Origin of the sequence: Pseudomonas sp. RL_5y_Pfl2_69 (genome assembly GCF_963970465.1) — a bacterium.
Classification (GTDB): Bacteria; Pseudomonadota; Gammaproteobacteria; order Pseudomonadales; family Pseudomonadaceae; genus Aquipseudomonas.
The window spans coordinates 139,055-165,461 of record NZ_CAXAOU010000002.1 but is presented as its reverse complement, the minus strand read 5'-3'; the positions used below and the strand labels follow the sequence as shown (position 1 = coordinate 165,461).

Genomic DNA, 26,407 nt, shown 5'->3' with positions numbered 1-26,407 from the left:
TAGAGTAGTCATTGACTTAGTTCATAGACTGCAACCAAGAACGTCAATTTGATCATCTCACCGTATGGATATATGCAAGTAAAATCTGACCGATATGTAGGGCAAAAAACCACGGCAAGTCCACGGAGAAAGCGGGCGCAGCCCCCAGGATCGGAAGACCCGCTATTTCACCGTGGTGGTTTGCTCGCCAAATGACAGCTCGACGATCGTCGAGGCTTCAGCGGGTCTTTTCGGCGCAGCCTATACCGGAACAAACGCTGGCAGCGTTGCAGGCACTCCTGAACAACCTGGGCTTTGAACGACTTGGGAGATGAGCTTCGCTGGCGCATTTAAGGACTATCGCGTCCGCTTAAAATGGACTGCACCCGTTTCGTATTGCGCAGGGTGGGCCGCTATCGCCTAGGCGATACGCTCCAGCTTATTGGCCAAGGCTCACGCCACTACATTGGAGTGATTAGCCGTTTTGGTGCGCTCGTGCACCAGCGTCTCGCGCCTCCGGTGCAGCACGGAGAGGGTTTGCCGGGATTCGGTTTGGGGCGCAACCAAAAGCATCGAGGAACGCGAGGCCTCCATCACCACGACGCAGCGCGGCATTCATCTGACCCCGCGGATGGGCGTCAATGCCCTGCGCTGGTCGCTGGTGATCTGTTCCGGCGGTTACTTGCTGGCGAGCGGGTTGTTGTTCAGTGTGTTGCGCCCTTACGGGATTGCAGCCGGGCTGGCCAGTGCGCTGACGATGTTACCGGCGGGCAAGCTGCGGACTGCGTGAGCCCGGCTTCACAAGGTTTCACACCGGCATAAAAAAACCCCGCTCTTCTTGCGAAGGCGGGGTTTTTCGGGTCTGGCTAAATCAATGCGCGTAAGTCAGCAGCAACTCGGCGGGCGCTTTGAAATCCAGGGACATCATGACGCTCAGTGCGGTAATGGTGAAGATCGAGAACACGAACAGCTTGCGTGCCCAGACCTTGTCGTCGACAGCCTTGTAGCCCGTCCACGCCATGTACAGCCAGTACATGCCCATCGCAGCAGCCACGGCCATGTAGCTCATGCCAGCGTAACCGCCGAGGGTGAGCATCAGGGTCGCGATCAGGAACGCGAGGATGTAGAGCAGGATGTGCTTCTTGGCAACTTTGATCCCGCGCTTCACTGGCAACACCGGAATCGATGCAGCCAGGTAATCGTTGAAGCGGAAGATCGCAATGGCGTAGGAATGCGGCATCTGCCACAGGCTGAACATCACCAGCAGGGTCAGTGCGGCCATGTCGAAGCTGTTGCTCACTGCGACGTAGCCGATAACCGGTGGCATCGCACCCGACAGACTGCCAATCAGCGTGCCGTGAACCGACTTGCGCTTGAAGTACAGGCTGTACAGACCGACGTAGATCACAAAGCCGATCGCTGCGAACAGAGCCGCCAGCGGGTTGGCTACGCGATACAGCAGGGCAAGGCCGGCGACCCCCAGCAAGGTGGCGTAAACCAGTGCCACCTTGAGGGAGATCAGACCCTGGACCAATACGCGGTTCTTGGTGCGGTCCATCTTGATGTCAATGTCGCGGTCGATGCAGTTGTTGAACACACAACCGGACGCTACCACCAGGGAGGTGCCGATTACCGCGGCCAGGAAGAGGGCAAGATCGAAATGCCCCTTCGAGGCCAGGAAAAACCCGCCTGCCACAGAAAGCACGTTACCGAAAATGATCCCCGGTTTGGTGATTTGGATAAAGTGCTTAAAGGACATCGGGTCTTACCTCACTTCGCCATCATTTCAGTGTGGATGCTGAACATGATCCACAGGGACAAGCCCACCAGCAGCACAATAACCAGGGCCGCGAACACCAGCGCCGTGACGTTGTTGCGTTGAGCAGGCGAGCGGTCCAGGTGCAGGAAGTACACCAGGTGAACAACTACTTGCACCACGGCGAACAACAGTACGATCGCCAGCGTGGTGAATTTTGGCAGCGATGGATACATCACCAGCCCAAACGGAATAACGGTCAGGATCACCGACAGGATGAAGCCGATTGCATAGGACTTCACGCTGCCATGATTGGCGCCGTCGGAATGTGCGTTAGCCATTACAAAGTCCCCATCAGGTAAACAACGGTGAATACGCAGATCCAGACCACGTCCAGGAAGTGCCAGAACAGGCTCAGGCAGCTCAGACGGGTCTTGTTGGTCGAAGTCAGGCCATTTTTCTGCACCTGATACATCATGATCGCCATCCAGATCAGACCGCTGGTCACGTGCAGACCGTGGGTACCTACCAGGGTGAAGAACCCGGACAGGAAGCCCGAACGGCTAGGGCCGTAGCCTTCGGAGATCAACAGGTGGAACTCGTTGATTTCCATGGCGATGAAGCCTGCACCGAGCAGGAAGGTCATGCCCAGCCAGAACAGCACTTGCTGCTTCTTGCCCTTGAACAACGCCAGCATGGCGAAGCCGTAGGTGATCGAGCTGAACAGCAACAGGGCAGTTTCACCCAGTACGTATGGCAGCTCGAAGATGTCGTGGCCCGACGGGCCACCCGCTACGTTGTTAACCAGAACTGCATATACCGCGAAGATCGACGCGAACAAAATGCAGTCGGTCATCAGGTAAAGCCAGAAACCAAATATGGTTGTCTCGCCCGCGTCGTGGTGTTCCTCGTGCTCATGGTCGTGACCATGAGCGTGTCCAGCAGTGGTCGCTAAGTTCGACATGGTTTAAGCCTGTTCCAACTTGGTTTCAACACGGGAAGCCGGGATTGCTTTGGCGGCTACCAGACGCTTGTGCTGCTCAGCCTCGATACGCTCGATGGTCTCAACCGGCACCATGTAGCCTTGGTCATCACGGGCAGCGTGGGCAACGAAGACCACGACAGTGCCGACCAGGCCAACGATAGCCAACCACCAGATGTGCCAGATCATTGCGAAACCGAACACGGTCAGCAAAGCACCCATGTACACACCAGTTGCGGTGTTGTTAGGCATGTGGATCGGCGAGTACTTGGCCGGGGCCTTGTACGCAGTACCGTTTTCCTTGGCTTCGGTGAACGCGTCGATAGTGTCGACTCGTGGTACTACAGCGAAGTTGTAGAACGGAGGTGGCGACGAAGTCGACCATTCCAGGGTGTGGCCATTCCACGGATCGCCGTGCTCGCAGGCGTTCTCTGGCAGCTTGCGGTCACGCACGCTGACGTACAGCTGGATCAGCTGGCAGGCAATACCGATAGCGATCAGTGCTGCGCCGAACAGAGCAACGTACAGGTAAGGCACCCACTCAGGGTTGGTGCTGGCGTTCAGACGACGGGTCATGCCCATGAAGCCCAGCGCGTAGAGCGGCATGAAGGCTACGAAGAAGCCGACGCACCAGAACCAGAACGCTGCCTTGCCCCACTTCTCGTTCAGTTTGAAGCCGAACGCTTTAGGGAAGTAGAAGCTGAAGCCTGCGATGTAACCGAATACCGCGCCGCCGATGATCACGTTATGGAAGTGAGCAATTACGAACAGGCTGTTGTGCAGTACGAAGTCAGCACCCGGGATGGCCAGCAGTACGCCGGTCATGCCGCCGATAGCGAAGGTCACCATAAAGCCCAGGGTCCACAGAACCTGGCTGGTGAAGCGCAGACGGCCCTGGTAGATGGTGAACAGCCAGTTGAATAGCTTGACCCCTGTCGGGATCGAAATCAGCATCGTCGCCAGACCGAAGAAGGCGTTGACGCTTGCACCCGAACCCATGGTGAAGAAGTGGTGCAGCCAAACCATGAAGCCCAATACCGAGATCGCGCCGGAGGCGTAGACCATCGAGTGGTGACCGAACAGACGCTTGCCGGTGAACGTGGAGATCACTTCGGAGAAGATACCGAACGCCGGCAGAATGAGGATGTATACCTCAGGGTGACCCCACGCCCAGAACAGGTTGACGTACATCATTGGATTGCCACCAAGTTCATTGGTGAAAATGTGGAAATCCATGTAGCGGTCAAGTGTCAGCAGCGCCAGGGTAGCGGTCAGGATCGGGAACGAAGCCACGATCAGAACGTTTGCCCAGGTGCACGTCCAGGTGAAGATCGGCATGTCCATCAGCTTCATGCCAGGAGCGCGCATTTTCAGTACGGTCGCCAGGAAGTTAACCCCGGTTAACGTCGTACCTAGCCCCGACAGCTGGAGTGCCCAGATGTAGTAGTCCATCCCCACGCCAGGGCTGTACTGCAAGCCCGACAGCGGCGGATAAGCAACCCAGCCGGTCTTGGCGAATTCGCCGACGCCCAGGGACAGGTTGACCAGCACAACGCCGGACACCAGCAGCCAGAAGCTCAGGGAGTTCAGGAACGGGTAGGCCACGTCACGGGCGCCGATCTGCAGCGGCACTGCAAGGTTCATCAGGCCGGTGAAGAATGGCATCGCCATGAAGATGATCATGATCACACCGTGAGCGGTGAAGATCTGGTCATAGTGCTCAGGTGGCAGGTAGCCAGGCGAACCCTCGGTGGCCATGGCCAGCTGGGTACGCATCATGACGGCGTCGGCAAAGCCGCGCAGCAGCATGATCATGGCAACGATGATGTACATCACGCCGATTTTCTTGTGGTCGACTGACGTTAGCCATTCGGTCCACAGGTAAGTCCACTTCTTGAAGTAGGTGATTGCCGCAAACAGCGCCAGACCACCGAGCGCGATCATGGCAATGGTGACCATGACAATCGGCTCGTGGAACGGGACCGCTTCCCAACTTAATTTACCAAACATCGTTTACTCCTCTGCCCCGGCAGCTGAATGCGAACTTGTGTCCACGCCATCGATCACGGCTACTTCTTTCTTCTCGTGCTTGACCGGCTTGCCTGGCGTCATACCTTCGTACTTGTCGACGATTTTCTGAAACAGGTTCGGTGTGTACGAGGAGAACAGCTCAACCGGGTTGTTCTGGCTTGGTTTGCTCAAGGCTTCGTATTCAGCTTGGTCAAGCTGTTTAGGTGATGCTTTGACTTCACTGACCCAGGCATCAAAGTCAGCCTGAGTAGTCGCGATCGCTTTGAATTTCATGCCGGTGAAACCAGCGCCGCTGTAGTTGGCAGAGATGCCTTCCATTTCAGCGTTGCGGTTGGCAATCAGATGCAACTTGGTCGTCATACCGGCCATGGCGTAGATCTGACCGCCCAGGCCCGGAATGAAGAACGAGTTCATGACCGTGTCAGAGGTGATACGGAAATTGACCGGGGTATTGGCCGGGAACACGATCTTGTTGACGGTGGCGATACCCTGTTCCGGGTAGATGAACATCCACTTCCAGTCCATTGCCACCACTTCGATGGTAATCGGCTTGACGTCAGATTCGAGCGGACGATACGGGTCCAGCGCGTGGGTCGATTTGTAGGTGATCACGCCCAGGGCGATGATGATCAAAATCGGCACGGTCCAGATCACAACTTCGATCTTGGTGGAGTGCGACCACTTCGGTGTGTAGGTAGCGCTGGTGTTCGACGCACGGTATTTCCATGCGAAAACCAGGGTCATAATGATGACCGGCACTACGACCAGAAGCATCAGCAATGTTGCAGTGATGATCAGATTACGCTCTTCGACCCCGACCTGCCCCACCGGATCCAGTAGTGTCCATTTGCAACCTCCCAGCAGCAACATGCCGAAAAGTGGCAAAAAGCCAAGGAGTCTGGGGTACCTTTTTTTAGTCATCTCACGACCTCTAAAACAGCTTGCACAATGCAGTTGGTTTTTTTCGCCAACACTTCGCCCTGCCAAGGGTTGGCTCTTTTCCGGAATTGAATAAAAGCCTGCTCTATCACCATCAGGCGAACGGGCAAATTCCGGGTTAGCAGTGATTTCTTATTCGATACGTGGTCAATGGCCTTGTCGACCAATTCCATTTGGTGCGGAACTTAGAAGGGTTGCCAGTACCTGGGAGTCGCATGGGACGCCTGTATTGAACAACCCAGTCGGCCTTCAACTTCCCGCTTTGGCTCAGGGATGAGCAGGCTGGACGTTCAGTGCGGGCGATTGTAGTTAGGTAGCTCTCTATAAACCATGTCTCATCCGGAAATAATTCATCTCGGCACCGGTAACAATCCCTACCTATTATTACGCCCCGCGCTTTGACACCCCCCTTACTCGTGGCTGTAGCACGCCATTACCCCTCGATTTCAACGCCCCTTTTTAGCGCACGACAACCCCCCCCCCTACCCCTCCTGAACGCCCAAATAAAAAGGGCTACAGCCGATTTGCGTTGAGTCTCGCCACGTACTTTTCAACCCCGTCATCAGCGTCAAAACGCCTCAGAGCCGTTACACGAAGTCATACGTTTAAAAGACCGTCTGTCAGACGAAGACACGCCCTGCGACAAACTCTCCGTGACAATATGTCGCAGTGCTGCGCACCCATTTTCGCCCCCCGGATAACACCCTCTTTACATTTGTGCGCGGACAAAAAAACGCCCCGCACATCCAGAGGAAGAACGAGGCGCCTCATGCCAAATTTAACGCTTTGCTTAGCTGGCTTTTTGACGGTTGCGGTAAATGCCCAGAGGCACCAGCACGGCAGTCATCACAAAGGCCACAAGCGCCCACTGCGCCAGCGACAGGCCGAGCACGGGCGGGTAAGGGGTTGAGCAAAAGCCGTCCACCTGAAACCCCAGCGGGAAGATCGCCGCCAGCGGCAAGCCATCGACAATCGGCTGCAACGCGTCAAGACCGCAGCTGACTGCCGGGTTGGCCAGGATATAGACGTGACGTCCGGCAGCGGCGATTCCACCAATGGCGCTCAGCACCACCAGCACTTCCAGCACCGTAAGGCTGCGCCGGGTAGGCATCGCGGCGCCGATAAAGGCAAAGATCGCGATCAGCAGCAGGGCATAGCGCTGCAGGATACACAGCGGGCAAGGCGCCTCGCCGAGCACGATCTGCATATAAAGGGCGCCGCCGATCAGCGCCAGGCAAATCAGCCCGAGCAGAACCAGGAAGCGCTTCTCCCGGCCCAGTTGCAACATGTCATTCGTCATCCCGCGTCCCTTAGCCTGATTGTGTGTAAGCCGCGCAGTTTACACCCAGACCTGATGCCTGGATGTATCTGAACGTTACCGGAAAGGTCGCGCAAGGGGATTAATGGGGGATTAAGGTTACTTCAGCTCTGCCGCCGGGCCGAAGAACTCGTAGCGACTTTGCTCCTCAGGCACACCCAGTGCTTTGAGGTGACGCTTGACCGCCCCCATGAAGCCTTTGGGCCCCAGGAAATATGCATCCAGGTCGCGCTCTTGCGGTAGCCATTGCGCCAGCACTTCCTCAGTCAAAAGCCCTACATGATTTGCAGATTCGCCCTGCTCGTCGTAGCAGTAAAAACGCTGCAATTGAGGGTGCTGATCGGCCAGTTCATCTACCCAGGTGCGGAAGGCGTGCACATCGGCATTGCGGGCACAGTGGATAAAGTGAATCGCACGCTGAGTCGCCAACGCAGCCTCAAGCATCGTCAGGGTCGGCGTAATACCCACGCCACCGCTGATCAGCACCAGCGGTTTTTCGCTGTCGGTCAGGGTGAAGTCGCCCGCAGGCGGGAACAGTTCCAGGGTGTCGCCTACGTTCATCCGGTCATGCAGGAAGCTGGAGACGACCCCGCCGCTCTCGCGCTTGACGCTGATGCGGTAGCGACCGACCTGGGCCAGCGCAGAAAGGGAGTAATTGCGGCGCACTTCCTGACCATCAATCATCAGCTTGAGGCCGATGTACTGACCCGGAGCAAATTCAAGGATTGGCTGCTGATCGACCGGACGGAAGTAAAACGAGGTGATCTCAGCGCTTTCCTGGATCTTGGCCGCCAGCTTGAACGCTCGCCCGCCGCGCCAGCCGCCGGGGGCAGCCGCTTTTTCGTCGTAGATGGCGGCTTCGGCACCGATCAGGATATCGGCCAGCTGGTTATAGGCCGCGCCCCAGGCACTCAATACTTGAGGGGTCGCGATATCGCTGCCCAGAACTTCCTCAATCGCCCGCAGCAAGCAGCTGCCGACAATCGGGTAATGCTCAGGAAGGATTTGCAGCGCAACATGCTTGTTGATGATCTTGGCCACCAGATCGCCCAACTGGTCGAGCTGGTCGATGTGCCGTGCATACATCAATACGCCGTTGGCCAATGCACGGGGCTGGTCGCCACTGGCCTGGTTGGCCTGGTTGAACAGCGAGCGCACCTGCGGGTACTCCGACAGCATCATGCGATAGAAATGAGTGATCAGCCCCTCACCGCCGCTTTCCAGCAATGGCACGGTGGATTTAACGATGGCACGATCCTGAGCAGTAAGCATAAGGTAACTCCTGAGCACGTAGGCTTTAACAATTACCCTTTACCTATCAGCTTTCGTGCCAACATTTAAACCGTTTAAAATCAATGACTTAAAACACATATAGTCATTTTGACTCAATCTGATTTATAGTCATAACGACTATACGAGGTCAAAATGACTGCAAAACTGCTACTCACCACCTTGCTACCGCTTGTGGCGGACTTGTCCCGCGATCTGCCCGAAAGCGAACGCTATCGACGCCTGCTGCAAGCCTTGCGCGCCCTGCTCCCCTGCGATGCGGCGGCACTGCTGCGCCTGGACGGTGAATGGCTGGTGCCGCTGGCGGTCGACGGCTTGAGCCTGGATACCCTGGGGCGACGCTTTAAAGTCAGCGAGCACCCGCGTTTTGAAGCACTGCTCGCCAGCCCCGGCCCGACACGCTTCCCCAGTAATTGCGAACTGCCAGATCCCTATGACGGGCTGGTAGACGGGTTGGCGGAGCACCTGGAGGTTCACGACTGCATGGGCTGCCCGCTATTCGTGGACGAGCGTCCCTGGGGGCTGCTGACGCTTGATGCTCTGGACCCAAAACGCTTTGAGCCGATCGAGCTGGACGACCTGCAGGCCTTTGCCAGTCTGGCCGCAGCCACGGTCAACGTGGCTCAACGCATCGAGCGCCTGGCATTGCGGGTGGAAGATGAACAACAGAAAGCAGAACTCTATCGACAGGCCAACGGTTCACCCAATAAAGAGCTGATCGGCCAGAGCAAGATTCACAAACGCCTGCTTGAAGAAATCGCCCTGGTGGGCGGCAGTGACCTGACGGTGCTGATCACCGGCGAAACCGGTGTCGGCAAGGAGCTGGTGGCACAGGCCATTCACGCCGCCTCGCCACGGGCGGATAAACCGCTGATCAGCCTGAACTGCGCCGCCCTGCCCGACACCCTGGTTGAAAGCGAACTGTTCGGTCATGTGCGCGGCGCCTTCACCGGGGCAACCAATGACCGGCGCGGAAAATTCGAACTGGCCAACGGTGGCACCCTGTTTCTGGATGAAGTGGGCGAGCTGTCACTGACCGTGCAGGCCAAGTTGCTGCGGGTGCTGCAAAGCGGGCAGTTGCAGCGCCTGGGCTCGGATCAGGAGCATCAGGTCGACGTGCGGCTGATCGCGGCAACCAACCGCGACCTGGCCGAAGAAGTGCGTTGCGGGCGCCTGCGGGCGGACTTTTATCACCGCCTGAGCGTTTACCCGATCAGGGTGCCGGCATTGCGTGAGCGCGGGCGGGATGTGCTGTTGTTGAGCGGTTTTTTCCTGGAACAAAACCGTTCGCGCATGGGCCTTGGCAGCCTGCGCCTGAGCCCGGACGCGCAAGCTGCACTGGTGCAGTATTCCTGGCCTGGCAATGTGCGCGAACTGGAGCACTTGATTGGCCGCAGCGCCCTTAAAGCCCTGGGCAGTTGCAGCACGCGACCACGCATTTTGACCCTGACCGCCGCCGACCTGGACTTGCCAACGACCCCGCCAAGCGCTGCGGTGATTGAGCCTCAGGGCGCACCGCAGACCATTGGCGACTTGCGCCTGGCGACAGAGAACTACCAGCGCCAGCTGATCAGCGCCTGCCTTGAACGCCATCAACACAACTGGGCCAGTGCTGCGCGGGAGTTGGGCCTGGACCGGGCGAATCTGGGGCGCATGGCCAAACGACTGGGCCTCAAGTAAGCCGCTGAACCTGTAGTCGCTGACGAGGTACGAGGCTGCGATGGGCTGCGCAGCGGCCCTAAGCGGTGGTCCTGCGGCCCACATCGCAGCCTCGTACCTCGTCAGCGGCTACAGGAAACTGCGTTAAGGTCGATAACCCTGTATCGCTCCCACCACAGAAGGTTTTTATGTCATCGAACAATGCCCGCGCAGACTCACTTTCCCTTCTGCTCTTCACTCTGCGCAGCGGCAAGTTGTTGGCGATCAACCTGCTCAAGGTCAGTGAAATCATTCCCTGCCCGCCGCTGACCAAAATGCCCGAGTCGCACCCCAACGTGAAAGGCATTGCGGTGTTGCGTGGCACGGCGTTGTCGGTGATTGATCTAAGCCGGGCCATCGGCGAGCAACCGCTGCTCGACCCGGATGGCGGCTGCCTGATCGTGACCGATGTCAGCCGCTCCAAGCAGGGCCTGCATGTGCAAGCCGTGAGCAAAATCGTGCATTGCCTGAGCACGGACATTCGTCCACCGCCCTACGGCTCCGGCAAACGTTCGTACATCACCGGTGTCACCCAGGTCGACGGCGTGCTGGTGCAGGTGCTGGATATCGAAAAGGTGATCCACGGCATCGCTCCGGCAAAAGTCGAAGGCGCCGACCAGGACCTCAGCAAGGAAGACTCCAGACTGCTGGCCAACGCCCGGATCCTGGTCGTCGATGACAGTCAGGTGGCCTTGCAACAATCGGTCATTACCCTGCGCAATCTTGGCCTGCATTGCCACACGGCGCGCAGCGCCAAGGAAGCCATCGAACGCCTGCTGGAATTGCAAGGCACACCGGACCAGATCAATGTGCTGGTGTCCGATATCGAGATGTCGGAAATGGACGGTTATGCCTTTACCCGCACCGTGCGCGACACCCCGGACTTTGCACACCTTTACGTGCTGCTGCACACCTCGCTCAACAGCTCGATGAACAGCGAAAAAGCCCGTCTGGCCGGGGCCAATGCAGTGCTGACCAAGTTCTCGTCACCCGAGTTGACACAGTGCCTGATCCTGGCGGCGCGCACCGTTGCCGAGCAAGGTTACTGAGGGACATGAGCGATTACTGCCTGCTCTTGCGCAAAGACCTGACTCGCCCGCTGGCAGCCGCGCCCGGGCCTGAAGATGTAAGCCTTGTGCCCCTGAGCGATGACCTGTTGCAACCGGTGCATGCCTTGCTTATCCAGGGCTACAGCGACGGCAGTGGCCATGTTGATTCATTCGGGGAGTGGAGCCATAGCCTGCTGCACGACGCCGAATTCGACCCGCAGCTGTGCTTGATCGCACTGCGTTCAGGCGTTGTGGTGGGGGTTGCGCAAGGCTGGACCAGCGCTTATCTGAAGGATTTGGTGGTGCATGCCCGGCATCAAGGGCAAGGCATTGGCCAGGCGCTGCTGGCGAAGGTGTTTGCGGTGTACGCACAACGCGGTGAGCCCTGGGTTGACCTGAAGGTCATGGAGGGCAACACCAGGGCCCGCCGTTTGTACGAACGGGCCGGGATGATTCAGGTACAGCGCATCGAGCTATAAATCAGCGCTTGCCCATGGTTTTACGTGTGCCGTGTGGCGGTGCGCCCGGGGTTGTGTCGTGGCCGCCGAGGCCGCTCTTCTGGTAGTACGCCTTGCCCTGGGACTTGGCCTTGGCAAACTCGGAAGGCTTGAACGGGAAAGTGAACGCCGGGATGACCGGTTTTTTCGGGGTCTCCACAGTGGTTTCATTCTCAACCAGTTCAGCGTCCAAGGCATCAGGAGCCGTCGATTGTGTAGGAGTAGTCATGAAAGCTCCGAAATGCGGTAAAAAGTCAGGCCAAGTGGCGCAATGCCGCGCAGTATACCTGCGCGCCCCCTGTGCGTTGCACTCACTGGTCGTAAAAATCATCAATCTGCTCCCACCAAAATGACCAGCAGGGTGTTTTACCCAGGGCTAACTGTCAGCACTGTCAGTTTGCCGTCACCGTGCTGACCGGGTCGACGCGCTATAACTGAATGATCAGCCCCCACTCCACGCACATGGCGTCTATCCGGCATGCCGACCACAACTAGAAAAATCTTGCTGGGCACCCTCGTTGTAGCCCTGATCGGTGCTTCACTCTTTTGGCTCAACCGCCCCGCACCCGGCAAGTCCGCGGGCGCAGCTCCAGTGCCGGTACGGGTTGTTCAAGTGCTGCAACAAGACGTACCGCGCTATATCAGCGGGATTGGCGCGGTGTTGTCACTGCACAGCGTGATGATCCGCCCGCAAATCGACGGCATTCTCACCGAGATACGGGTCAAGGAAGGCCAGGAGGTCAAGGCTGGCGATCTTCTGGCAACCCTGGATGACCGCTCGATCAAGGCCAGCCTCGACCAGGCCAGGGCCCAACTGGGACAGAATCAGGCGCAGCTGCAAGTGGCATTGGTCGACCTCAAGCGCTACCAGTTGTTGAGCGTGGACAACGGCGTATCCAGGCAAACCCTCGATCAGCAACAAGCGCTGGTCAACCAGCTCAAGGCGTCGGCGCAAGGTAATCAGGCGGCTATTACGGCGGCGCAGGTGCAGTTGTCGTATACGCAAATTCAATCACCCGTCACCGGCCGCGTGGGGATTCGAACGGTAGACGCGGGTAACTTCCTGCGGGTCAGCGATTCTCAGGGGCTGTTTTCCGTCACCCAGATCGACCCCATCGCCGTAGAGTTTTCGCTGCCCCAACAACAGCTCCCCCTGTTGCACGACTTGCTTACGGCCAAAGACCCGGCCCGGGTCAAAGCCTTTATCGGCAACGCCGACAGCAGCGGCACGCCGCTGGGTGAGGGCCGCTTGAGCCTGATCGACAATCAGGTCTCGGCAACTACAGGCACGATCAAGGTCAAAGCCCAGTTCGACAACCCCAAACAAACCCTGTGGCCCGGCCAGCTGGTCAATGTCCAGATCCAGTCAGGGCTGGCAAAGAATGCGCTGGTGGTCCCGCCTCAGGTGGTGCAGCGCGGGCTGGACAACTACTTCGTGTACAGGGTCCAGGCAGACAAGGTCGAAACGGTGCCTGTGTTGCTGGTCTATCAAGACACCGAGCAGAGCATCATCACCGGCGTCAATCCCGGGGACACACTGGTCAGCGATGGCCAGTCGCGGCTCAAGCCAGGCTCGCGGGTTGAAATATTGAGTGAGCCAACGCCCGCTCAGGTGCAGCCATGACCAACAGCCGCTCGCTGTCCGCCTGGTGCGTCGACCACCCCGTCGCCACGGTGCTGCTGACGTTTGCACTGGTGCTCGTGGGGCTGATTGCCTTTCCACGCCTGCCAATCGCGCCATTACCCGAAGCCGAGTTTCCGACCATCCAGGTGTCGGCACAGCTGCCGGGCGCCAGCCCGGACACGATGGCGTCGTCCGTGGCCACGCCGCTGGAAGTGCAGTTCAGCGCAATCCCCGGCATGACCCAGATGACCTCCAGCAGCGCGCTGGGCTCGACCACCCTGACCCTGCAATTCACCCTCGACAAAAGCATCGACACCGCCGCGCAAGAGGTTCAGGCGGCCATCAACACCGCGTCCGGCAAGTTACCCAAGGACATGCCGACCCTGCCGACCTGGAAGAAGGTCAACCCGGCCGACAGCCCGGTGCTGATACTGAGCATCAGTTCATTGCACATGCCCGGCACAGAACTCAGCGATTACGTCGAAACCCTGCTGGCACGCCAGATCAGCCAGATTGATGGCGTGGGTCTGATCAACATCACCGGCCAGCAACGCCCGGCGATCCGGGTCCAGGCCTCGGCCGACAAGCTGGCTGCCATTGGCCTGACCCTGGCCGATATTCGCCTGGCTATCCAGCAAACCAGCCTCAATCTGGCCAAGGGCGCGCTGTACGGCCCGTCGAGCATCTCCACCCTGTCGACCAACGATCAGTTGTTTGATGCGGACGAATACGGCCAATTGATCGTCTCGTACAAGGACGGCGCGCCCGTGCAACTGCGCGACGTGGCGCGAGTGGTCAACGGTGCAGAAAACGATTACGTACAAGCCTGGTCCGGGCACCAGCCGGGCCTGAATCTGGTGATCTCCCGCCAGCCGGGGGCGAACATCGTTGAAACCGTAGACCGCATCCAGGCCGCACTGCCCGGCCTGCAAGCCATGCTCCCCGCCTCCGTCGAAGTGACCGTGCTGAGTGACCGCACCAAGACCATTCGCGCGTCCTTGCATGAAGTTGAAATCACCCTGCTGATTGCCGTGCTGCTGGTGGTTGCGGTGATGGCGCTGTTTTTGCGCCAGTGGTCCGCGACGCTGATTGTGTCGGCGGTGCTCGGGGTTTCGCTGATCGCAAGCTTTGCCCTGATGTATGTGCTGGGCTTCAGTCTCAACAACCTGACGCTGGTGGCGATTGTGGTCGCCGTGGGGTTTGTGGTCGACGATGCGATCGTGGTGGTGGAGAACATTCACCGCCATCTGGAAGCAGGCGAAAGCATGCGCGACGCCGCGATCAAGGGCTCCAGCGAGATTGGCTTTACCGTGGTCTCCATCAGCTTTTCGCTGGTGGCCGCGTTTATTCCATTGCTGTTTATGGGCGGCGTGGTCGGGCGGCTGTTCAAGGAGTTCGCCCTGACCGCGACCTCGACCATCCTGATTTCGGTACTGGTGTCACTGACCCTAGCCCCGACGCTGGCGGCCCTGTTTATGCGCTCGCCGGTGCACAAGCCGGATGCCAGGCCGGGCTTTGGCGAACGCTTGCTGGCGGGGTACGAAAAGATCTTGAAGCGCGCCCTGGCGCACCAGCGGTTGATGCTCGGCATTTTTGGCGTGACGCTGGCCATGGCCATCGCCGGGTACGTGCTGATCCCCAAGGGTTTCTTCCCGGTACAGGACACCGGCTTCGTGCTCGGCACCAGCGAAGCGGCGTCCGATATATCGTTCCCTGACATGACACAAAAGCATCTGGCGCTGGCCAACATCATCAGCAACGACCCTGCGGTCCAGGCTTTTTCCCACTCCGTGGGCGTCACCGGCAGCAACCAGACCATCGCCAACGGCCGCTTCTGGATTGCCCTCAAGGACCGGAGCCAGCGCGATGTGTCGGCCAGCGAATTCATCGACCGGATTCGCCCGCAACTGGCCAAGGTGCCGGGCATCGTGCTGTATCTGCGCGCAGGCCAGGACATCAACCTCAGTTCGGGGCCAAGCCGCAGCCAGTATCAATACGTGCTCAAAAGCAACGACGGTCCGACGCTCACCACCTGGACCCAGCGCCTGACCGAAAAACTGCGCGCCAATCCGGCCTTTCGCGACTTGTCCAACGACCTGCAACTGGGCGGCAGCATCACCCACATCAGCATCGACCGGAACGCTGCAGCCCGCTTCGGCCTGACCGCCACCGATGTCGATGAGGCGCTGTACGACGCGTTCGGCCAGCGCCAGGTCAATGAATTCCAGACCGAGACCAACCAGTACAACGTCATTCTGGAGGTGGACGCGCAGCAGCGAGGCAAAGCCGAAAGCCTGGGCTACTTCTACCTGCGCTCGCCGCTGACCGGGGACATGGTGCCCCTGTCAGCCGTGGCCAAGGTAGACGCGCCTGCCAGCGGGCCGCTTTCGATCAGTCATGACGGCATGTTCCCGGCAGCCAACCTGTCGTTCAACCTCGCGCCCGGCGTGGCCTTGGGCGATGCCGTGCTGATGCTCAATCAGGCGAAAAACGAAATCGGCATGCCGAGCACCATCAGCGGCAACTTCCAGGGCGCCGCGCAGGCGTTCCAGAGCTCGCTGGCCAGCCAGCCGTGGCTGATCCTGGCGGCGCTGGTGGCGGTGTACATCATTCTGGGGGTGCTCTATGAAAGCTTTGTACACCCGTTGACGATCATTTCGACCCTGCCATCAGCCGGGCTCGGTGCGCTGCTGATGCTGTGGATATGCGGGCAGGACTTTTCAATCATGGCGTTGATCGGGCTGGTGCTGCTGATCGGTATCGTCAAGAAAAACGGCATTCTGATGATCGACTTTGCCCTGGATGCCCAGCGCAATCGCGGCCTGAGCCCGGAAGATGCCATCTATGAAGCCTGTATCACCCGGTTCCGGCCGATCATCATGACCACCCTCGCCGCCCTCCTCGGCGCCTTGCCGCTGATGCTCGGCTATGGCACTGGCGCAGAACTGCGCCAGCCCCTGGGGATTGCCGTGGTTGGCGGGCTGCTGGTGAGCCAGGCCCTGACCCTGTTTACCACGCCGGTCATATACTTGTGGCTTGAGCGGCTGTTCCATCGTTCCAAACCGATCACTGAGGCAGGTTATGCGCGTTCTGATCGTTGAAGATGAAGAGAAAACCGCCGACTACCTGCACCGCGGGCTGACCGAGCAAGGTTATACGGTGGATGTTGCCCGCGACGGCATCGAAGGCCTGCACCTGGCGATGGAGAACGATTACGCGGTGATCGTGCTCGATGTCATGCTGCCCGGCCTCGATGGCTTCGGGGTACTGAGGGCCCTGCGCGGGCGCAAGCAAACCCCGGTGATCATGCTGACGGCACGGGAGCGGGTCGAAGACCGGATTCGCGGATTGCGTGAAGGCGCCGACGACTATCTGGGCAAACCGTTTTCATTTCTGGAACTGGTGGCCCGCCTGCAAGCCCTGACCCGTCGCAGCGGTGGTGGTCACGAACCGGTGCAGGTCACTGTCGACGACCTGTGGATAGATCTGATCAGCCGCAAGGCCAGTCGCGCCGGAACCCGCCTGGACCTGACCGCCAAGGAGTTTTCGTTGCTTAGCGTACTGGCGCGGCGCCAGGGTGAAATCCTGTCCAAGACGGCCATTGCCGAGATGGTCTGGGACATCAATTTCGACAGCGATGCCAACGTGGTCGAAGTGGCGATCAAGCGCTTGCGCGCCAAGCTTGACGGACCGTTCGAGCACAAGTTGCTGCACACCATCCGCGGCATGGGTTATGTGCTGGAGCGGCGCGGTGATTAAGCGGATCAAGGCCCTGGACTCCATCGCCATGCGCTTGAGTGCGATGTTCGCCCTCGTCGCACTGCTGGTGTTTGTGTTGATTGGCGGAGCGCTTTACCAGCAGGTCGACAAAAGCATCGGGCGCCTGCCCGAAGCGGAACTGGATGCGCGATACAGCGTGCTGGAATCGTCCGTCAATCGTTACGGCACGCCCGAACACTGGGCCAAGATCAGCGCCAAGCTCAAGCTGCTCAGCGAAGAGGACAAACGCATCCGGTTCTGGGCCATCAGCGCTGACCCGTCCTATGAATACGGCAACCCCGAGGCCACAGTGCGCGAATTCGCCCAAGGCCCGGTCGGCGTGCGGGACTTGCGGCTGCCTGGCCAGGCTGACCCGTTCAAGGTACTCATCAGCGAGATTGCAGCCAAGGAACAGCGCCCGGCACTGCGCTTTTTGATTGCCATCGATACGCACACCTTTCGCCAGACCCAGCATCACCTGCTGATCGCGCTGGTCAGCCTGGCGGCTGTTGGCGTGCTTCTGGCCTCGCTGCTCGGCTATTGGGTGGCGCGAATTGGCCTCAAACCGTTGAACGATTTATCCCAGGAAGCGCAAAAACTGGCTCCGCCGCGCTTGTCCGGGCGCTTGCACCTTGCGCCGCTGGCGCCGGAGCTGGACCAACTGGTGAGTGCCTTCAATGCCACCCTGGACCGGGTCGAGCAGGCCTACACCCGCCTGGAGTCATTCAATGCCGACGTGGCCCATGAACTGCGCTCCCCGCTGACCAACCTGATTGGCCAGACCCAGGTCGCACTGACGCGGGGACGTTCGGCCGAGCACTACTTCGAGGTGCTGCAATCCAACCTCGAGGAACTGGAGCGCCTGCGCAGCATCATCAATGACATGCTGTTTCTGGCCAGCGCCGACCAAGGGAGCAAAGCGAACAAACTGATCCACGCCTCCCTGGCAGACGAAGTGGCCACGACCCTCGATTACCTGGAGTTCATTCTTGAGGACGCGCAGGTTGAGGTGAAGGTCAGCGGCGATGCCCAGGTCAATATCGAAAAAGCCCACCTGCGCCGGGCGCTGATCAACTTGCTGAACAATGCGGTGCAACATACCGAAGCCGGACAATCGATTGAGGTTCAGATCAGCCACACGGCGGATCAGGTGACCATCAGTGTCAGCAATCCTGGGGAGCCGATTGCGCCAGAGCATTTACCACGGCTGTTCGAGCGTTTTTATCGGGTGGATGCGGCCCGCTATAACAGTGGTGCCAACCACGGCCTGGGGCTGGCCATCGTCAAAGCCATTGCGCAAATGCACGGTGGCGAAGTGTTTGTACGCAGCGGTGGTGGACGCAATACGTTCGGGATTTATCTACCGATTTAACCTTGTGGGAGCGGGCTTGCTCGCGATGGCATCACCTCGGTCGACCAGGTCAATCAAGGTGATGCCATCGCGAGCAAGCCCGCTCCCACAGTGGCAAAGGGTCTAGCCCGCACTCCTCACATTTGTTACCTAAAACGCAAAAGTCCTTGTCTAAAACAAGGCTTTTTCGACCCCGCCTGCCACTATAGATTTAGCCCATCACACAGCACTTGCTAAGCAAGAAGGTCTTTGAAATGTCCAGCAGTATGGGTATGGCCAGCGTTTTCGTTTTGTCGTCTTTGTTGTTGTCGCCTTTGGCCATGGCGGAAGAATCACCGGCATTCGTCGCACAAAATGCGGCACGCGCAGCTTCTTTTGAACAGAACCAGGCAGAGCTGACGGCACGCCATCAAAACGACGCCGACCACTCGCAAACACAAGCTAAAGCCAGTGTTTCGGATGAAGCCAAAGACAGCTGATTCCCCCCCTCCAGACTTCCCGACCCAGTCAGTCATTTGCCAAGCATGTGACTGATTGTTTCAAAAGCCGCTACCATAGCGGCTTTTTTTTGTTTTAAAAAAAAGCACTGCCTCTCTGGAGTGCGATCAGGGACAACCTGTTTTTTTGATCAAAATAACAACTGCCGCCACTTTCAAGGAGCAACTCACTGGTGAAGTACTCACTCAAACTCAGTCCGTTATTCATTGCCCTGGCTGCAACGATCCCCCCTTTCGCCCATGCAGGTGACGACGCCGCAAAAGACGGTTTTATCGAAGGCTCAAGCCTGAAAATCAACACTCGCAACTACTACATGAACCACGATATCCGCAGCCCCCATGCTGAAGACAGCAAGGAATGGGGCCAGGGTTTTATTGGCAAATTTGAGTCGGGCTTCACCCAGGGCACGGTCGGTTTCGGCCTGGATGCCTACGCCCTGCTTGGGCTCAAGCTCGATGGCGGTGGCGGAACGGATGGCAGCAGCATCCTGCCGGTGAGTGATGGCAACGGCAAAGCGCCCACCTCTTTCTCGTCTGCCGGAGCGGCACTGAAAATCCGTGCCTTTGATACCGAGCTCAAGGCAGGCGATCTGTTTTTGACCAACCCGGTGATTGCCGGCGGCGAAACCCGCATGCTGCCCCAGACCTTTCGCGGTGTCAGCCTGACCAACAACAGTGTCGATGGCTGGATGTTCGAAGGCGGCCAGGTCAGTTTTGAAAAGCCCTACAACCAGAGCGGCATGCGCCGCCTGACTACCACCTACGGCAATCTTGACGATCAGAGCAGCAAGCACATCACCTGGGCCGGTACTTCCTGGAGCGGCGTGCCCGGCGTTACCAGCAATTTATATGCGGCGCAGTTGCAGGACATCTGGAACCAGTACTACTACGACCTGGATTACACCTATGCACTGACCGAGAGCATCAGCCTCAATCCCGGCCTGCACTTCTATCACACCCAGGACACCGGCAAGGCGCTGCTGGGTGATATCGACAACAACACCTTCAGCCTGCACTTTGCGGTCGCAGTAGACGGACACAAGGTGACGGCGGTCTACCAGCGGGTCAACGGCAACACACCTTTTGACTATCTCTATCAAGGTGACAGCGTTTACCTCGACAACTCGCAGCAGTACTCGGACTTCAACGGCCCGAACGAGCGCTCCTGGAAGCTGCAATACGAATATGACTTCGCCGGGCTTGGCATTGCCGGGCTGACGGCCAGCGCCTCGTACTCTCGCGGCGAACTGGATTTGACCAAGGCTGACGCCAACAGCATCGGCTACAGCAACTGGTACAACCCCGAAGGCAAGAATGCCCACCACTGGGAGCGCGACCTGGGGCTCAAGTATGTGATTCAGGAAGGCAAGGCCAAGGATCTGGCAGTGAGCCTGCGCTGGGCAACCAACCGCGGCAACACGGCTTACCAGAGCGTCGACAATGATGTCGATGAGTACCGGGTAATCATCGACTATCCTATTGATGTGTTTTAATCCTTGACCATAAGGCCAGCTTTTTAGCTGGCCTTATCTCTGTAAGGCATCCCCTTACGGCAGGGCAAAAATCGTATCTGTGAGGGTAAGCCCATTCCATTTTCCCCGCGTTCACACATCATCACCCGACGCATGCTGGTCGGGGCCAGCGCCCTCTCGGTGCTGGCCATCCTCAGCATCGTTGGTTATTTGCTGGTCAGGGAGTACCGCAACACCGAGCAAGACGCTGCACGCGCTGCGCTGAACATTGTGCAACTGATCAGCCGGGATATTCGCAACACGCTCTCGATCTACGACACCTCCCTGAGCAACCTGATCAACTTGATGCAAAGCCAGGCATTGGCCCCTCTTTCGCCACAGACTCAAAAGTCGGTGCTCTTCGACAGGGCTATTGAGGCGCCCTCCAACGCCGGGTTCTTTGTACTCGATGCCGAAGGCAAACTGATTGCCAGCTCTCGCCCTCCGGTGGCCTCGCTGGACGACGCCCGCCAGCAGCCCTGGTTCAAGGTCCACCTCACTGCAAAAAATGATGAGCTCTACATCAGCCGCCCCCTGCTTGTCAGCGAGAGCCCCAATGACTGGAACCTGATTTTGAGCCGTAGAATTACAGCCCCCGACGGGCGTTTTGGCGGCGTTGCCGTCGCCCAGATGAAAATAAGCTACTTTCAGAATCTGTTTCGCGGGCTGGACCTTGGACCGACAGGAAACATCAGCCTGATCAGCACAGACGGCATCCTGCTGAGCCAGTCTCCGGCGACAACCAAGTTTTACACCGGCCAGGACCTGAGCCAGTCGCCAACCTTTCTGCGCTTTCTCACCGAACGCTACGGCAGCTTTACCGCCATGTCCGGTGCCTACAACCTGAAACGCCTGTACAACTTCGCGCAGGTCAACGAACTGCCCATGGTGGTCGTAGTTGCCTTGTCGACCGAGCACATTTTCAGTAACTGGCAGCACACGGCCCTGTTGATCGGCAGCGCCACCCTGCTGCTCTGCATGGGCCTGTTATGGCTCACCTGGCTCCTGGTCCGCGAACTGCGCCTGCGCCAACGCGCCGAGCTGGAGCTTGCAACCCTGGCCTCCACCGACCCGCTTACCGGGTTGGCCAATCGGCGCATGCTGGATAAAACACTGGATATGGAATGGCGACGGGCGCAACGCACGGGCGCGCCGCTGTCACTGATCATGATTGATATCGATCATTTCAAAGCCTTCAACGACAGCTATGGTCATCAGGCCGGTGATGAGGCCTTGCGCCAGGTCGCACAGGCAATCAAGGCCCACGTGCGCCGCCCCGCCGATCTGGCTGCCCGCTATGGCGGCGAGGAATTTGCCGTTGTCCTGACCGAGACCGACGCCGCGGGTACTCGCCTGCTGGCTGAAAAGATTCGCAGCGCGGTGGAGCACATGGAGCCTGCCAACCTGGCAACCCACACGCTCACTGTCAGCCTGGGTGCCTGCACCCGCTACGCAAAACCGGGTGACGCTCAGGACCAACTGATCAGCACTGCCGATAAAGCCCTCTATCAAGCCAAGAAGCGCGGCAGAAACCGGGTCATGGATATCAATGAAACCGGGCTCAATGCCCTGAAGCCTAAAACCACGGAATAACATCGGTACACGACGTAATCGCAACCAAAAAAAAGGCCACCCGAGGGTGGCCTTCAAAAACTAGAGAAAGAAGTTTTACTTAAACTGCCGCAACCGGACGCATGTACGAGATCGGTGCAGTGCTGGCATCTTCAAAGGTCACGACTTCCCACGCATCGGTCTGCTCAAGCAGCTTGCGAATCAGCTGGTTGTTCAGTGCATGGCCAGACTTGAAGCCCTTGAATTCACCGATCAGGCTGTTGCCCAACAGGTAAAGGTCGCCAATGGCGTCGAGGATCTTGTGCTTCACGAATTCGTCTTCATAGCGAAGGCCGTCTTCGTTCAGTACACCATCCGCGTCGACCACGATCGCGTTTTCTACGCTACCGCCGAGTGCGAGGTTGTGCTTGCGCAGGTACTCGATGTCACTCATGAAACCAAAGGTACGTGCGCGGCTGACTTCTTTTACGAACGAAGTACTTGAGAAATCCACGGTTGCACTTTGGGTGCGGTTACGGAAAACCGGGTGATCGAAATCGATCTCGAAGCTCACCTTGAACCCTTCGAAAGGGACGAAAGTGGCGCGCTTGTCGCCATCTTCCACTGTCACTTCACGCAGGATACGGATGAACTTCTTCGGCGCGTCCTGTTCTTCCAGGCCGGCAGATTGAATCAGAAACACGAAAGGCCCGGCGCTACCGTCCATAATCGGGACTTCAGACGCGGAGAGTTCGACGTAGGCGTTATCGATCCCCAGGCCAGCCATGGCCGAGAGCAAGTGCTCTACCGTGTCTACTTTTACATCGCCGTTGACCAACGTGGTCGACATCGTCGTCTCGCCGACGTTTTCCGCGCGCGCAGGGATCTGCACAACAGGGTCAAGGTCTGCACGACAAAACACGATGCCGGTATCCACAGGCGCAGGCTTGAGGGTCAGGTAGACCTTCTCACCGGAGTGCAGGCCGACACCTGTGGCACGGATAATATTTTTCAGGGTGCGTTGTTTAATCATGGCATTGGCCGCTTCAGCGCAAATTGCGAACTGGTATCAACAAAGGCTGGCGATAATAGCAGACCGAGCCTTTGCTGAACACCAATCACCTTAATAGCCCTGATTGATTTCATTAATCAGCCTGTCGACGCAGGAAAGCCGGGATGTCCAGGTAATCCAGATCGTCTTGAGGATTGAGCTTGGCAGCGGTCGTCGCGCCTTGCTGTGCCTGGTTACGCATCACGGTCGGACGGTCCAGGTCACGGTAGTTGACCACCGGCTGTTCCTGACGCTCGGTACGCGCTTCCTGACGAGCAGGTGCGTTGTGTGCCGCAGAAGCTGCGTACGAGGCTTGAACGCTGTTGTCGATGACCTTGACCGGCTTCTCGATTTTTGCGCCCAGACCGGTAGCAACCACGGTCACATGCAGTTCGTCGCGCATGTCCGGATCGATAACGGTACCGACCTTCACCATCGCGTGCTCGGAAGCAAAGGCTTCGATGATGCTACCCACGTCGGAGTACTCACCCAGGGACAGGTCAGGACCGGCGGTGATGTTGACCAGGATGCCGCGAGCGCCTTCCAGGTTTACGTCTTCAAGCAACGGGTTGCGGATAGCCGCTTCGGTCGCTTCACGTGCACGGTTCGGACCGCTGGCGCAGCCAGTGCCCATCATTGCCATGCCCATTTCGCTCATCACGGTACGCACGTCGGCAAAGTCGACGTTGATCATGCCCGGACGCTTGATGATGTCGGAGATACCGCGCACGGCACCGGCCAACACGTCATCGGCCTTGGCGAAAGCCGACAGCAGGCTTGCGTCCTTGCCCAGGATGGTGAGCAGTTTTTCGTTCGGAATCGTGATCAACGAATCGACGCTTTCGGACAGTAGACGAATACCTTCGTCAGCGATCTGCATGCGCTTGCGACCTTCGAACGGGAACGGACGAGTCACCACCGCAACGGTGAGAATGCCCATTTCCTTGGCCACTTCGGCAATGATCGGCGCAGCACCGGTACCGGTACCACCGCCCATGCCCGTGGTGATGAACACCATGTTGGTGCCCTGCAACACTTCAGCGATGCGCTCACGGTCTTCCAGAGCGGCCTGACGACCGACCTCCGGATTCGCGCCGGCACCCAGGCCCTTGGTCACGCCAGTGCCCAGTTGCAGGATGGTACGAGCGCCAATGCTTTTCAGCGCTTGCGCGTCAGTGTTGGCGCAGATGAATTCCACGCCTTCGATGTTGCTCTTAACCATGTGGTTAACAGCATTGCCACCGCCACCACCAACACCGATAACCTTGATTACCGGGCTTTGCGGGATGTTGTCTACGAGTTCGAACATGGTCCCTCTCCTTTCAGTTCTCTAGTTTTTTTCGCCTACTTCTACCGCTTTGAATCTTTTTACAGCTCAAGCTTTAAAAGTTGCCCTGCACCCAGCGCTTCAGACGCTCAAGCACAGGGGCTTTTTGTTCGTCACTGCTGTAGTTGTCGCGGTTGCTGATACCCGATATGGAAATACCGTCTGACTGCTTTTGCAGTCCGTACAGCAACAAGCCCACAGCGGTGGAGTAAATCGGATTGCGCACAACGTCGGTCAAGCCCTTGAAGCTGTGCGGCACGCCCAGGCGAACCGGCATGTGGAAGATCTCTTCGGCCAGTTCGACCGCGCCTTCCATCTTTGAAGTACCACCGGTCAAAACGATGCCTGCAGGGATCAGGTCTTCGTAGCCGCTGCGACGCAGCTCCGCCTGGATCAGGGTGAACAGTTCGTCGTAACGCGGTTCGACCACCTCGGCCAACGCCTGACGCGACAGCTCGCGCGGTGGACGATCGCCTACGCTCGGCACCTTGATGGTTTCGCCGGCGCCAGCCAGCTTGGCCAGTGCACAGGCGTAACGAATCTTGATTTCTTCGGCATATTGGGTCGGCGTACGCAGCGCCATCGCGATGTCGTTGGTCACCTGATCACCCGCAATCGGGATCACTGCCGTGTGGCGAATCGCGCCTTCGGTGAAGATCGCGATGTCGGTAGTACCGCCACCGATATCGACCAGGCAAACGCCCAGTTCTTTTTCGTCATCGGTCAGCACCGAGTAAGCCGACGCCAGTTGCTCGAGGATGATGTCGTCCACCTCAAGGCCACAGCGGCGCACGCACTTCTCGATGTTCTGTGCGGCATTCACGGCGCACGTCACTACGTGAACCTTGGCTTCCAGACGTACGCCCGACATGCCCAGTGGCTCACGAACGCCTTCCTGGTTGTCGATCACGTAGTCCTGCGCCAGGGTATGCAGCACGCGCTGGTCAGCCGGGATCGCGACGGCCTGGGCAGCGTCGAGCACGCGTTCAAGGTCGGCCGAGCTGACTTCGCGATCCCGAATCGCCACGATGCCGTGGGAGTTCAGGCTGCGGATGTGGTTGCCGGCAACGCCGACAAACGCCGAGTGAATCCGGCAACCGGCCATCAGCTGCGCTTCTTCGATGGCGCGCTGGATCGATTGCACGGTGGACTCGATGTTCACCACCACGCCTTTCTTCAGGCCCCGGGACGGATGCGTGCCAATACCGACGATCTCGATAACGCCGTCTTCACCGACCTCGCCCACCAGCGCAACCACCTTGGAGGTGCCGATATCGAGGCCGACGATCATTTTTCCGCTTTGCACATTTGCCATGGGTCCTGCCTCTTCTTAATTCTTCGCGACAGCGGGTTGGGCTATCGTGGGTGCCACAGGTTCCCGCCAGCCGACGGCCAATCCGTTGGCATAACGCAAATCGATGCGCGCTATGTTTGTAATCTGTTCTTTCAGCGTTTTTTCATAGATGGCTATGAAGCGACGCATTTTTTCTACCAGATGATCGCGCCCCAACAGCAACTCGATCCCTGGCCCTGCACTGCCGGCTCCGGTGGTCAGGAACCAGCTACCGCGCTCACGCAATTCCAGCCGGGCAATTGAAAAGCCCATCGGACGCAGCATCTGGCTCAACACCTGATACTGCTGCATCACTTGCTGCTGAGCCCGTTGTGGACCAAACAGCTGCGGCAAATGCTCATAGTTGGCCAGCTCACGCGGAGTGAACGCCTGGCCCTGGTTGTTGAGCAGTGCTTCATCACCCCAGCGGGCGACCGGCAGTTGCTCTTCAAGGCGAATCACCACCTGGTCGGGCCATACACGACGAACTTCGGCGTGGGCGATCCAGGGCATTTGCTCAAGCTCGGTGCGCATGCCTGCCAGGTCTACTGTGAAGAAGCTCGCCGCCACATACGGAGCGATACGCTGCTGCACGGCTTGCTGGCTGATGTAAGTCAAATCACCCTGCACGTTGACATTGGTGATCGGCCGATCTGCATACGGCATCAAACGCTGTGCACCTTCGTAGGTGCCATAACCCAGCGCCACCAGCAGTACCGGCCAGAACAAGGCTTTCAAAAAGCCAAAATTGGCTTTTGGCAAACGCACCGACATCGGCTCTTTCGCCACCATCCGGCTGGCGCCACGCGGCACCGGCTTGCGGCCGGGAGCAGGTGGTTGATGACGAAGCGATGCACCTTGCAT

General features: G+C 58.5%; 23 protein-coding genes and 1 pseudogene. 11 read left to right on the top strand and 13 right to left on the bottom strand.

Features of this window, described 5'->3' with window-relative positions:
• Nucleotides 1-453: 453 nt before the first annotated feature.
• A pseudogene (locus AACY07_RS03995) lies at nt 454-567 on the bottom strand (IS110 family transposase); the annotation flags it as partial.
• Between the two features lie 43 nt (nt 568-610).
• Between AACY07_RS03995 and AACY07_RS03990 the strand changes: the two are divergent.
• The gene (locus AACY07_RS03990) at nt 611-769 is read left to right on the top strand and encodes a hypothetical protein (protein WP_339473531.1); all 159 of its coding nucleotides are present in this window, start codon (nt 611-613) and stop codon (nt 767-769) included.
• Nucleotides 770-850: 81 nt separating this feature from the next.
• Here the strand turns inward: AACY07_RS03990 and cyoE are convergent, their stop codons facing one another.
• From cyoE to hmpA, 7 genes are all read right to left on the bottom strand, one after another.
• Entirely contained in the window at nt 851-1,738 is an 888-nt protein-coding gene (gene cyoE / locus AACY07_RS03985) for a heme o synthase (RefSeq protein ID WP_133078939.1), read from the bottom strand.
• An 11-nt stretch (nt 1,739-1,749) separates the two neighbouring features.
• Nucleotides 1,750-2,076, bottom strand: a complete 327-nt coding sequence (gene cyoD, locus AACY07_RS03980) for a cytochrome o ubiquinol oxidase subunit IV (RefSeq protein WP_016779556.1) — start codon at nt 2,074-2,076, stop codon at nt 1,750-1,752.
• Nucleotides 2,076-2,699, bottom strand: coding sequence for a cytochrome o ubiquinol oxidase subunit III (locus AACY07_RS03975; RefSeq protein WP_037031938.1), 624 nt, complete (start codon nt 2,697-2,699; stop codon nt 2,076-2,078). Before AACY07_RS03975 ends, cyoD begins: the two co-directional genes overlap by 1 nt.
• A gap of 3 nt (nt 2,700-2,702) precedes the next feature.
• On the bottom strand, nt 2,703-4,727 hold the full coding sequence (cyoB, locus tag AACY07_RS03970) for a cytochrome o ubiquinol oxidase subunit I (RefSeq protein WP_019823753.1): 2,025 nt from the start codon (nt 4,725-4,727) through the stop codon (nt 2,703-2,705).
• Nucleotides 4,728-4,730: 3 nt separating this feature from the next.
• On the bottom strand, nt 4,731-5,669 hold the full coding sequence (gene cyoA, locus AACY07_RS03965; protein ID WP_133078937.1) for a ubiquinol oxidase subunit II: 939 nt from the start codon (nt 5,667-5,669) through the stop codon (nt 4,731-4,733).
• A gap of 808 nt (nt 5,670-6,477) precedes the next feature.
• Complete coding sequence (locus AACY07_RS03960) at nt 6,478-6,987, bottom strand: disulfide bond formation protein B (protein ID WP_046808694.1); 510 nt, start codon at nt 6,985-6,987, stop codon at nt 6,478-6,480.
• 117 nt (nt 6,988-7,104) lie between these two features.
• Nucleotides 7,105-8,277 (bottom strand): NO-inducible flavohemoprotein, encoded by a 1,173-nt coding sequence (hmpA, locus tag AACY07_RS03955; protein ID WP_339473528.1) that lies wholly within the window; start codon nt 8,275-8,277, stop codon nt 7,105-7,107.
• Between the two features lie 153 nt (nt 8,278-8,430).
• Here hmpA and norR point away from each other — a divergent pair, with 153 nt between their 5' ends.
• From norR to AACY07_RS03940, 3 genes are all read left to right on the top strand, one after another.
• Nucleotides 8,431-9,975, top strand: a complete 1,545-nt coding sequence (gene norR / locus AACY07_RS03950) for a nitric oxide reductase transcriptional regulator NorR (protein ID WP_339473526.1) — start codon at nt 8,431-8,433, stop codon at nt 9,973-9,975.
• 167 nt (nt 9,976-10,142) lie between these two features.
• Nucleotides 10,143-11,042: a chemotaxis protein gene (locus AACY07_RS03945; protein ID WP_133078934.1), complete on the top strand. Its 900-nt coding sequence runs from the start codon at nt 10,143-10,145 to the stop codon at nt 11,040-11,042.
• A gap of 5 nt (nt 11,043-11,047) precedes the next feature.
• Entirely contained in the window at nt 11,048-11,521 is a 474-nt protein-coding gene (locus AACY07_RS03940) for a GNAT family N-acetyltransferase (RefSeq protein ID WP_339473524.1), read from the top strand.
• Nucleotide 11,522: 1 nt separating this feature from the next.
• On the opposite strand, the gene AACY07_RS03935 is transcribed toward AACY07_RS03940, so the two are convergent.
• Nucleotides 11,523-11,768, bottom strand: coding sequence for a hypothetical protein (locus AACY07_RS03935; RefSeq protein ID WP_219260904.1), 246 nt, complete (start codon nt 11,766-11,768; stop codon nt 11,523-11,525).
• Between the two features lie 249 nt (nt 11,769-12,017).
• On the opposite strand from AACY07_RS03935, the gene AACY07_RS03930 reads away from it, so the two are divergent.
• The 7 genes from AACY07_RS03930 (at nt 12,018) to AACY07_RS03900 (ending at nt 21,874) form a co-directional block, all read left to right on the top strand.
• Nucleotides 12,018-13,163 (top strand): efflux RND transporter periplasmic adaptor subunit, encoded by a 1,146-nt coding sequence (locus tag AACY07_RS03930; protein WP_339473521.1) that lies wholly within the window; start codon nt 12,018-12,020, stop codon nt 13,161-13,163.
• Nucleotides 13,160-16,264, top strand: a complete 3,105-nt coding sequence (locus tag AACY07_RS03925) for a multidrug efflux RND transporter permease subunit (RefSeq protein WP_133078931.1) — start codon at nt 13,160-13,162, stop codon at nt 16,262-16,264. The genes AACY07_RS03930 and AACY07_RS03925 overlap by 4 nt, the downstream gene beginning before the upstream one ends.
• Entirely contained in the window at nt 16,245-16,922 is a 678-nt protein-coding gene (locus tag AACY07_RS03920) for a heavy metal response regulator transcription factor (RefSeq protein ID WP_339473519.1), read from the top strand. The genes AACY07_RS03925 and AACY07_RS03920 overlap by 20 nt, the downstream gene beginning before the upstream one ends.
• A 28-nt stretch (nt 16,923-16,950) precedes the next feature.
• Entirely contained in the window at nt 16,951-18,294 is a 1,344-nt protein-coding gene (locus tag AACY07_RS03915; RefSeq protein WP_339473915.1) for a heavy metal sensor histidine kinase, read from the top strand.
• Between the two features lie 233 nt (nt 18,295-18,527).
• Nucleotides 18,528-18,752 carry a hypothetical protein gene (locus tag AACY07_RS03910; RefSeq protein WP_338649192.1) on the top strand — a complete coding sequence of 75 codons (225 nt, stop codon included), beginning with the start codon at nt 18,528-18,530 and terminating at the stop codon, nt 18,750-18,752.
• 191 nt (nt 18,753-18,943) lie between these two features.
• Nucleotides 18,944-20,263, top strand: coding sequence for an OprD family porin (locus AACY07_RS03905; RefSeq protein WP_339473518.1), 1,320 nt, complete (start codon nt 18,944-18,946; stop codon nt 20,261-20,263).
• A gap of 132 nt (nt 20,264-20,395) precedes the next feature.
• Nucleotides 20,396-21,874, top strand: a complete 1,479-nt coding sequence (locus AACY07_RS03900; protein WP_339473517.1) for a sensor domain-containing diguanylate cyclase — start codon at nt 20,396-20,398, stop codon at nt 21,872-21,874.
• Nucleotides 21,875-21,953: 79 nt separating this feature from the next.
• Here AACY07_RS03900 and lpxC read toward each other — a convergent pair whose 3' ends face one another.
• The 4 genes from lpxC to AACY07_RS03880 form a co-directional block, all read right to left on the bottom strand.
• Nucleotides 21,954-22,865, bottom strand: coding sequence for a UDP-3-O-acyl-N-acetylglucosamine deacetylase (gene lpxC / locus AACY07_RS03895; RefSeq protein WP_019823785.1), 912 nt, complete (start codon nt 22,863-22,865; stop codon nt 21,954-21,956).
• 112 nt (nt 22,866-22,977) lie between these two features.
• The gene (gene ftsZ / locus AACY07_RS03890) at nt 22,978-24,192 is read right to left on the bottom strand and encodes a cell division protein FtsZ (protein WP_019823786.1); all 1,215 of its coding nucleotides are present in this window, start codon (nt 24,190-24,192) and stop codon (nt 22,978-22,980) included.
• Nucleotides 24,193-24,265: 73 nt separating this feature from the next.
• The gene (gene ftsA, locus AACY07_RS03885; protein ID WP_133078926.1) at nt 24,266-25,525 is read right to left on the bottom strand and encodes a cell division protein FtsA; all 1,260 of its coding nucleotides are present in this window, start codon (nt 25,523-25,525) and stop codon (nt 24,266-24,268) included.
• Between the two features lie 15 nt (nt 25,526-25,540).
• Complete coding sequence (locus tag AACY07_RS03880) at nt 25,541-26,407, bottom strand: cell division protein FtsQ/DivIB (protein WP_019823789.1); 867 nt, start codon at nt 26,405-26,407, stop codon at nt 25,541-25,543.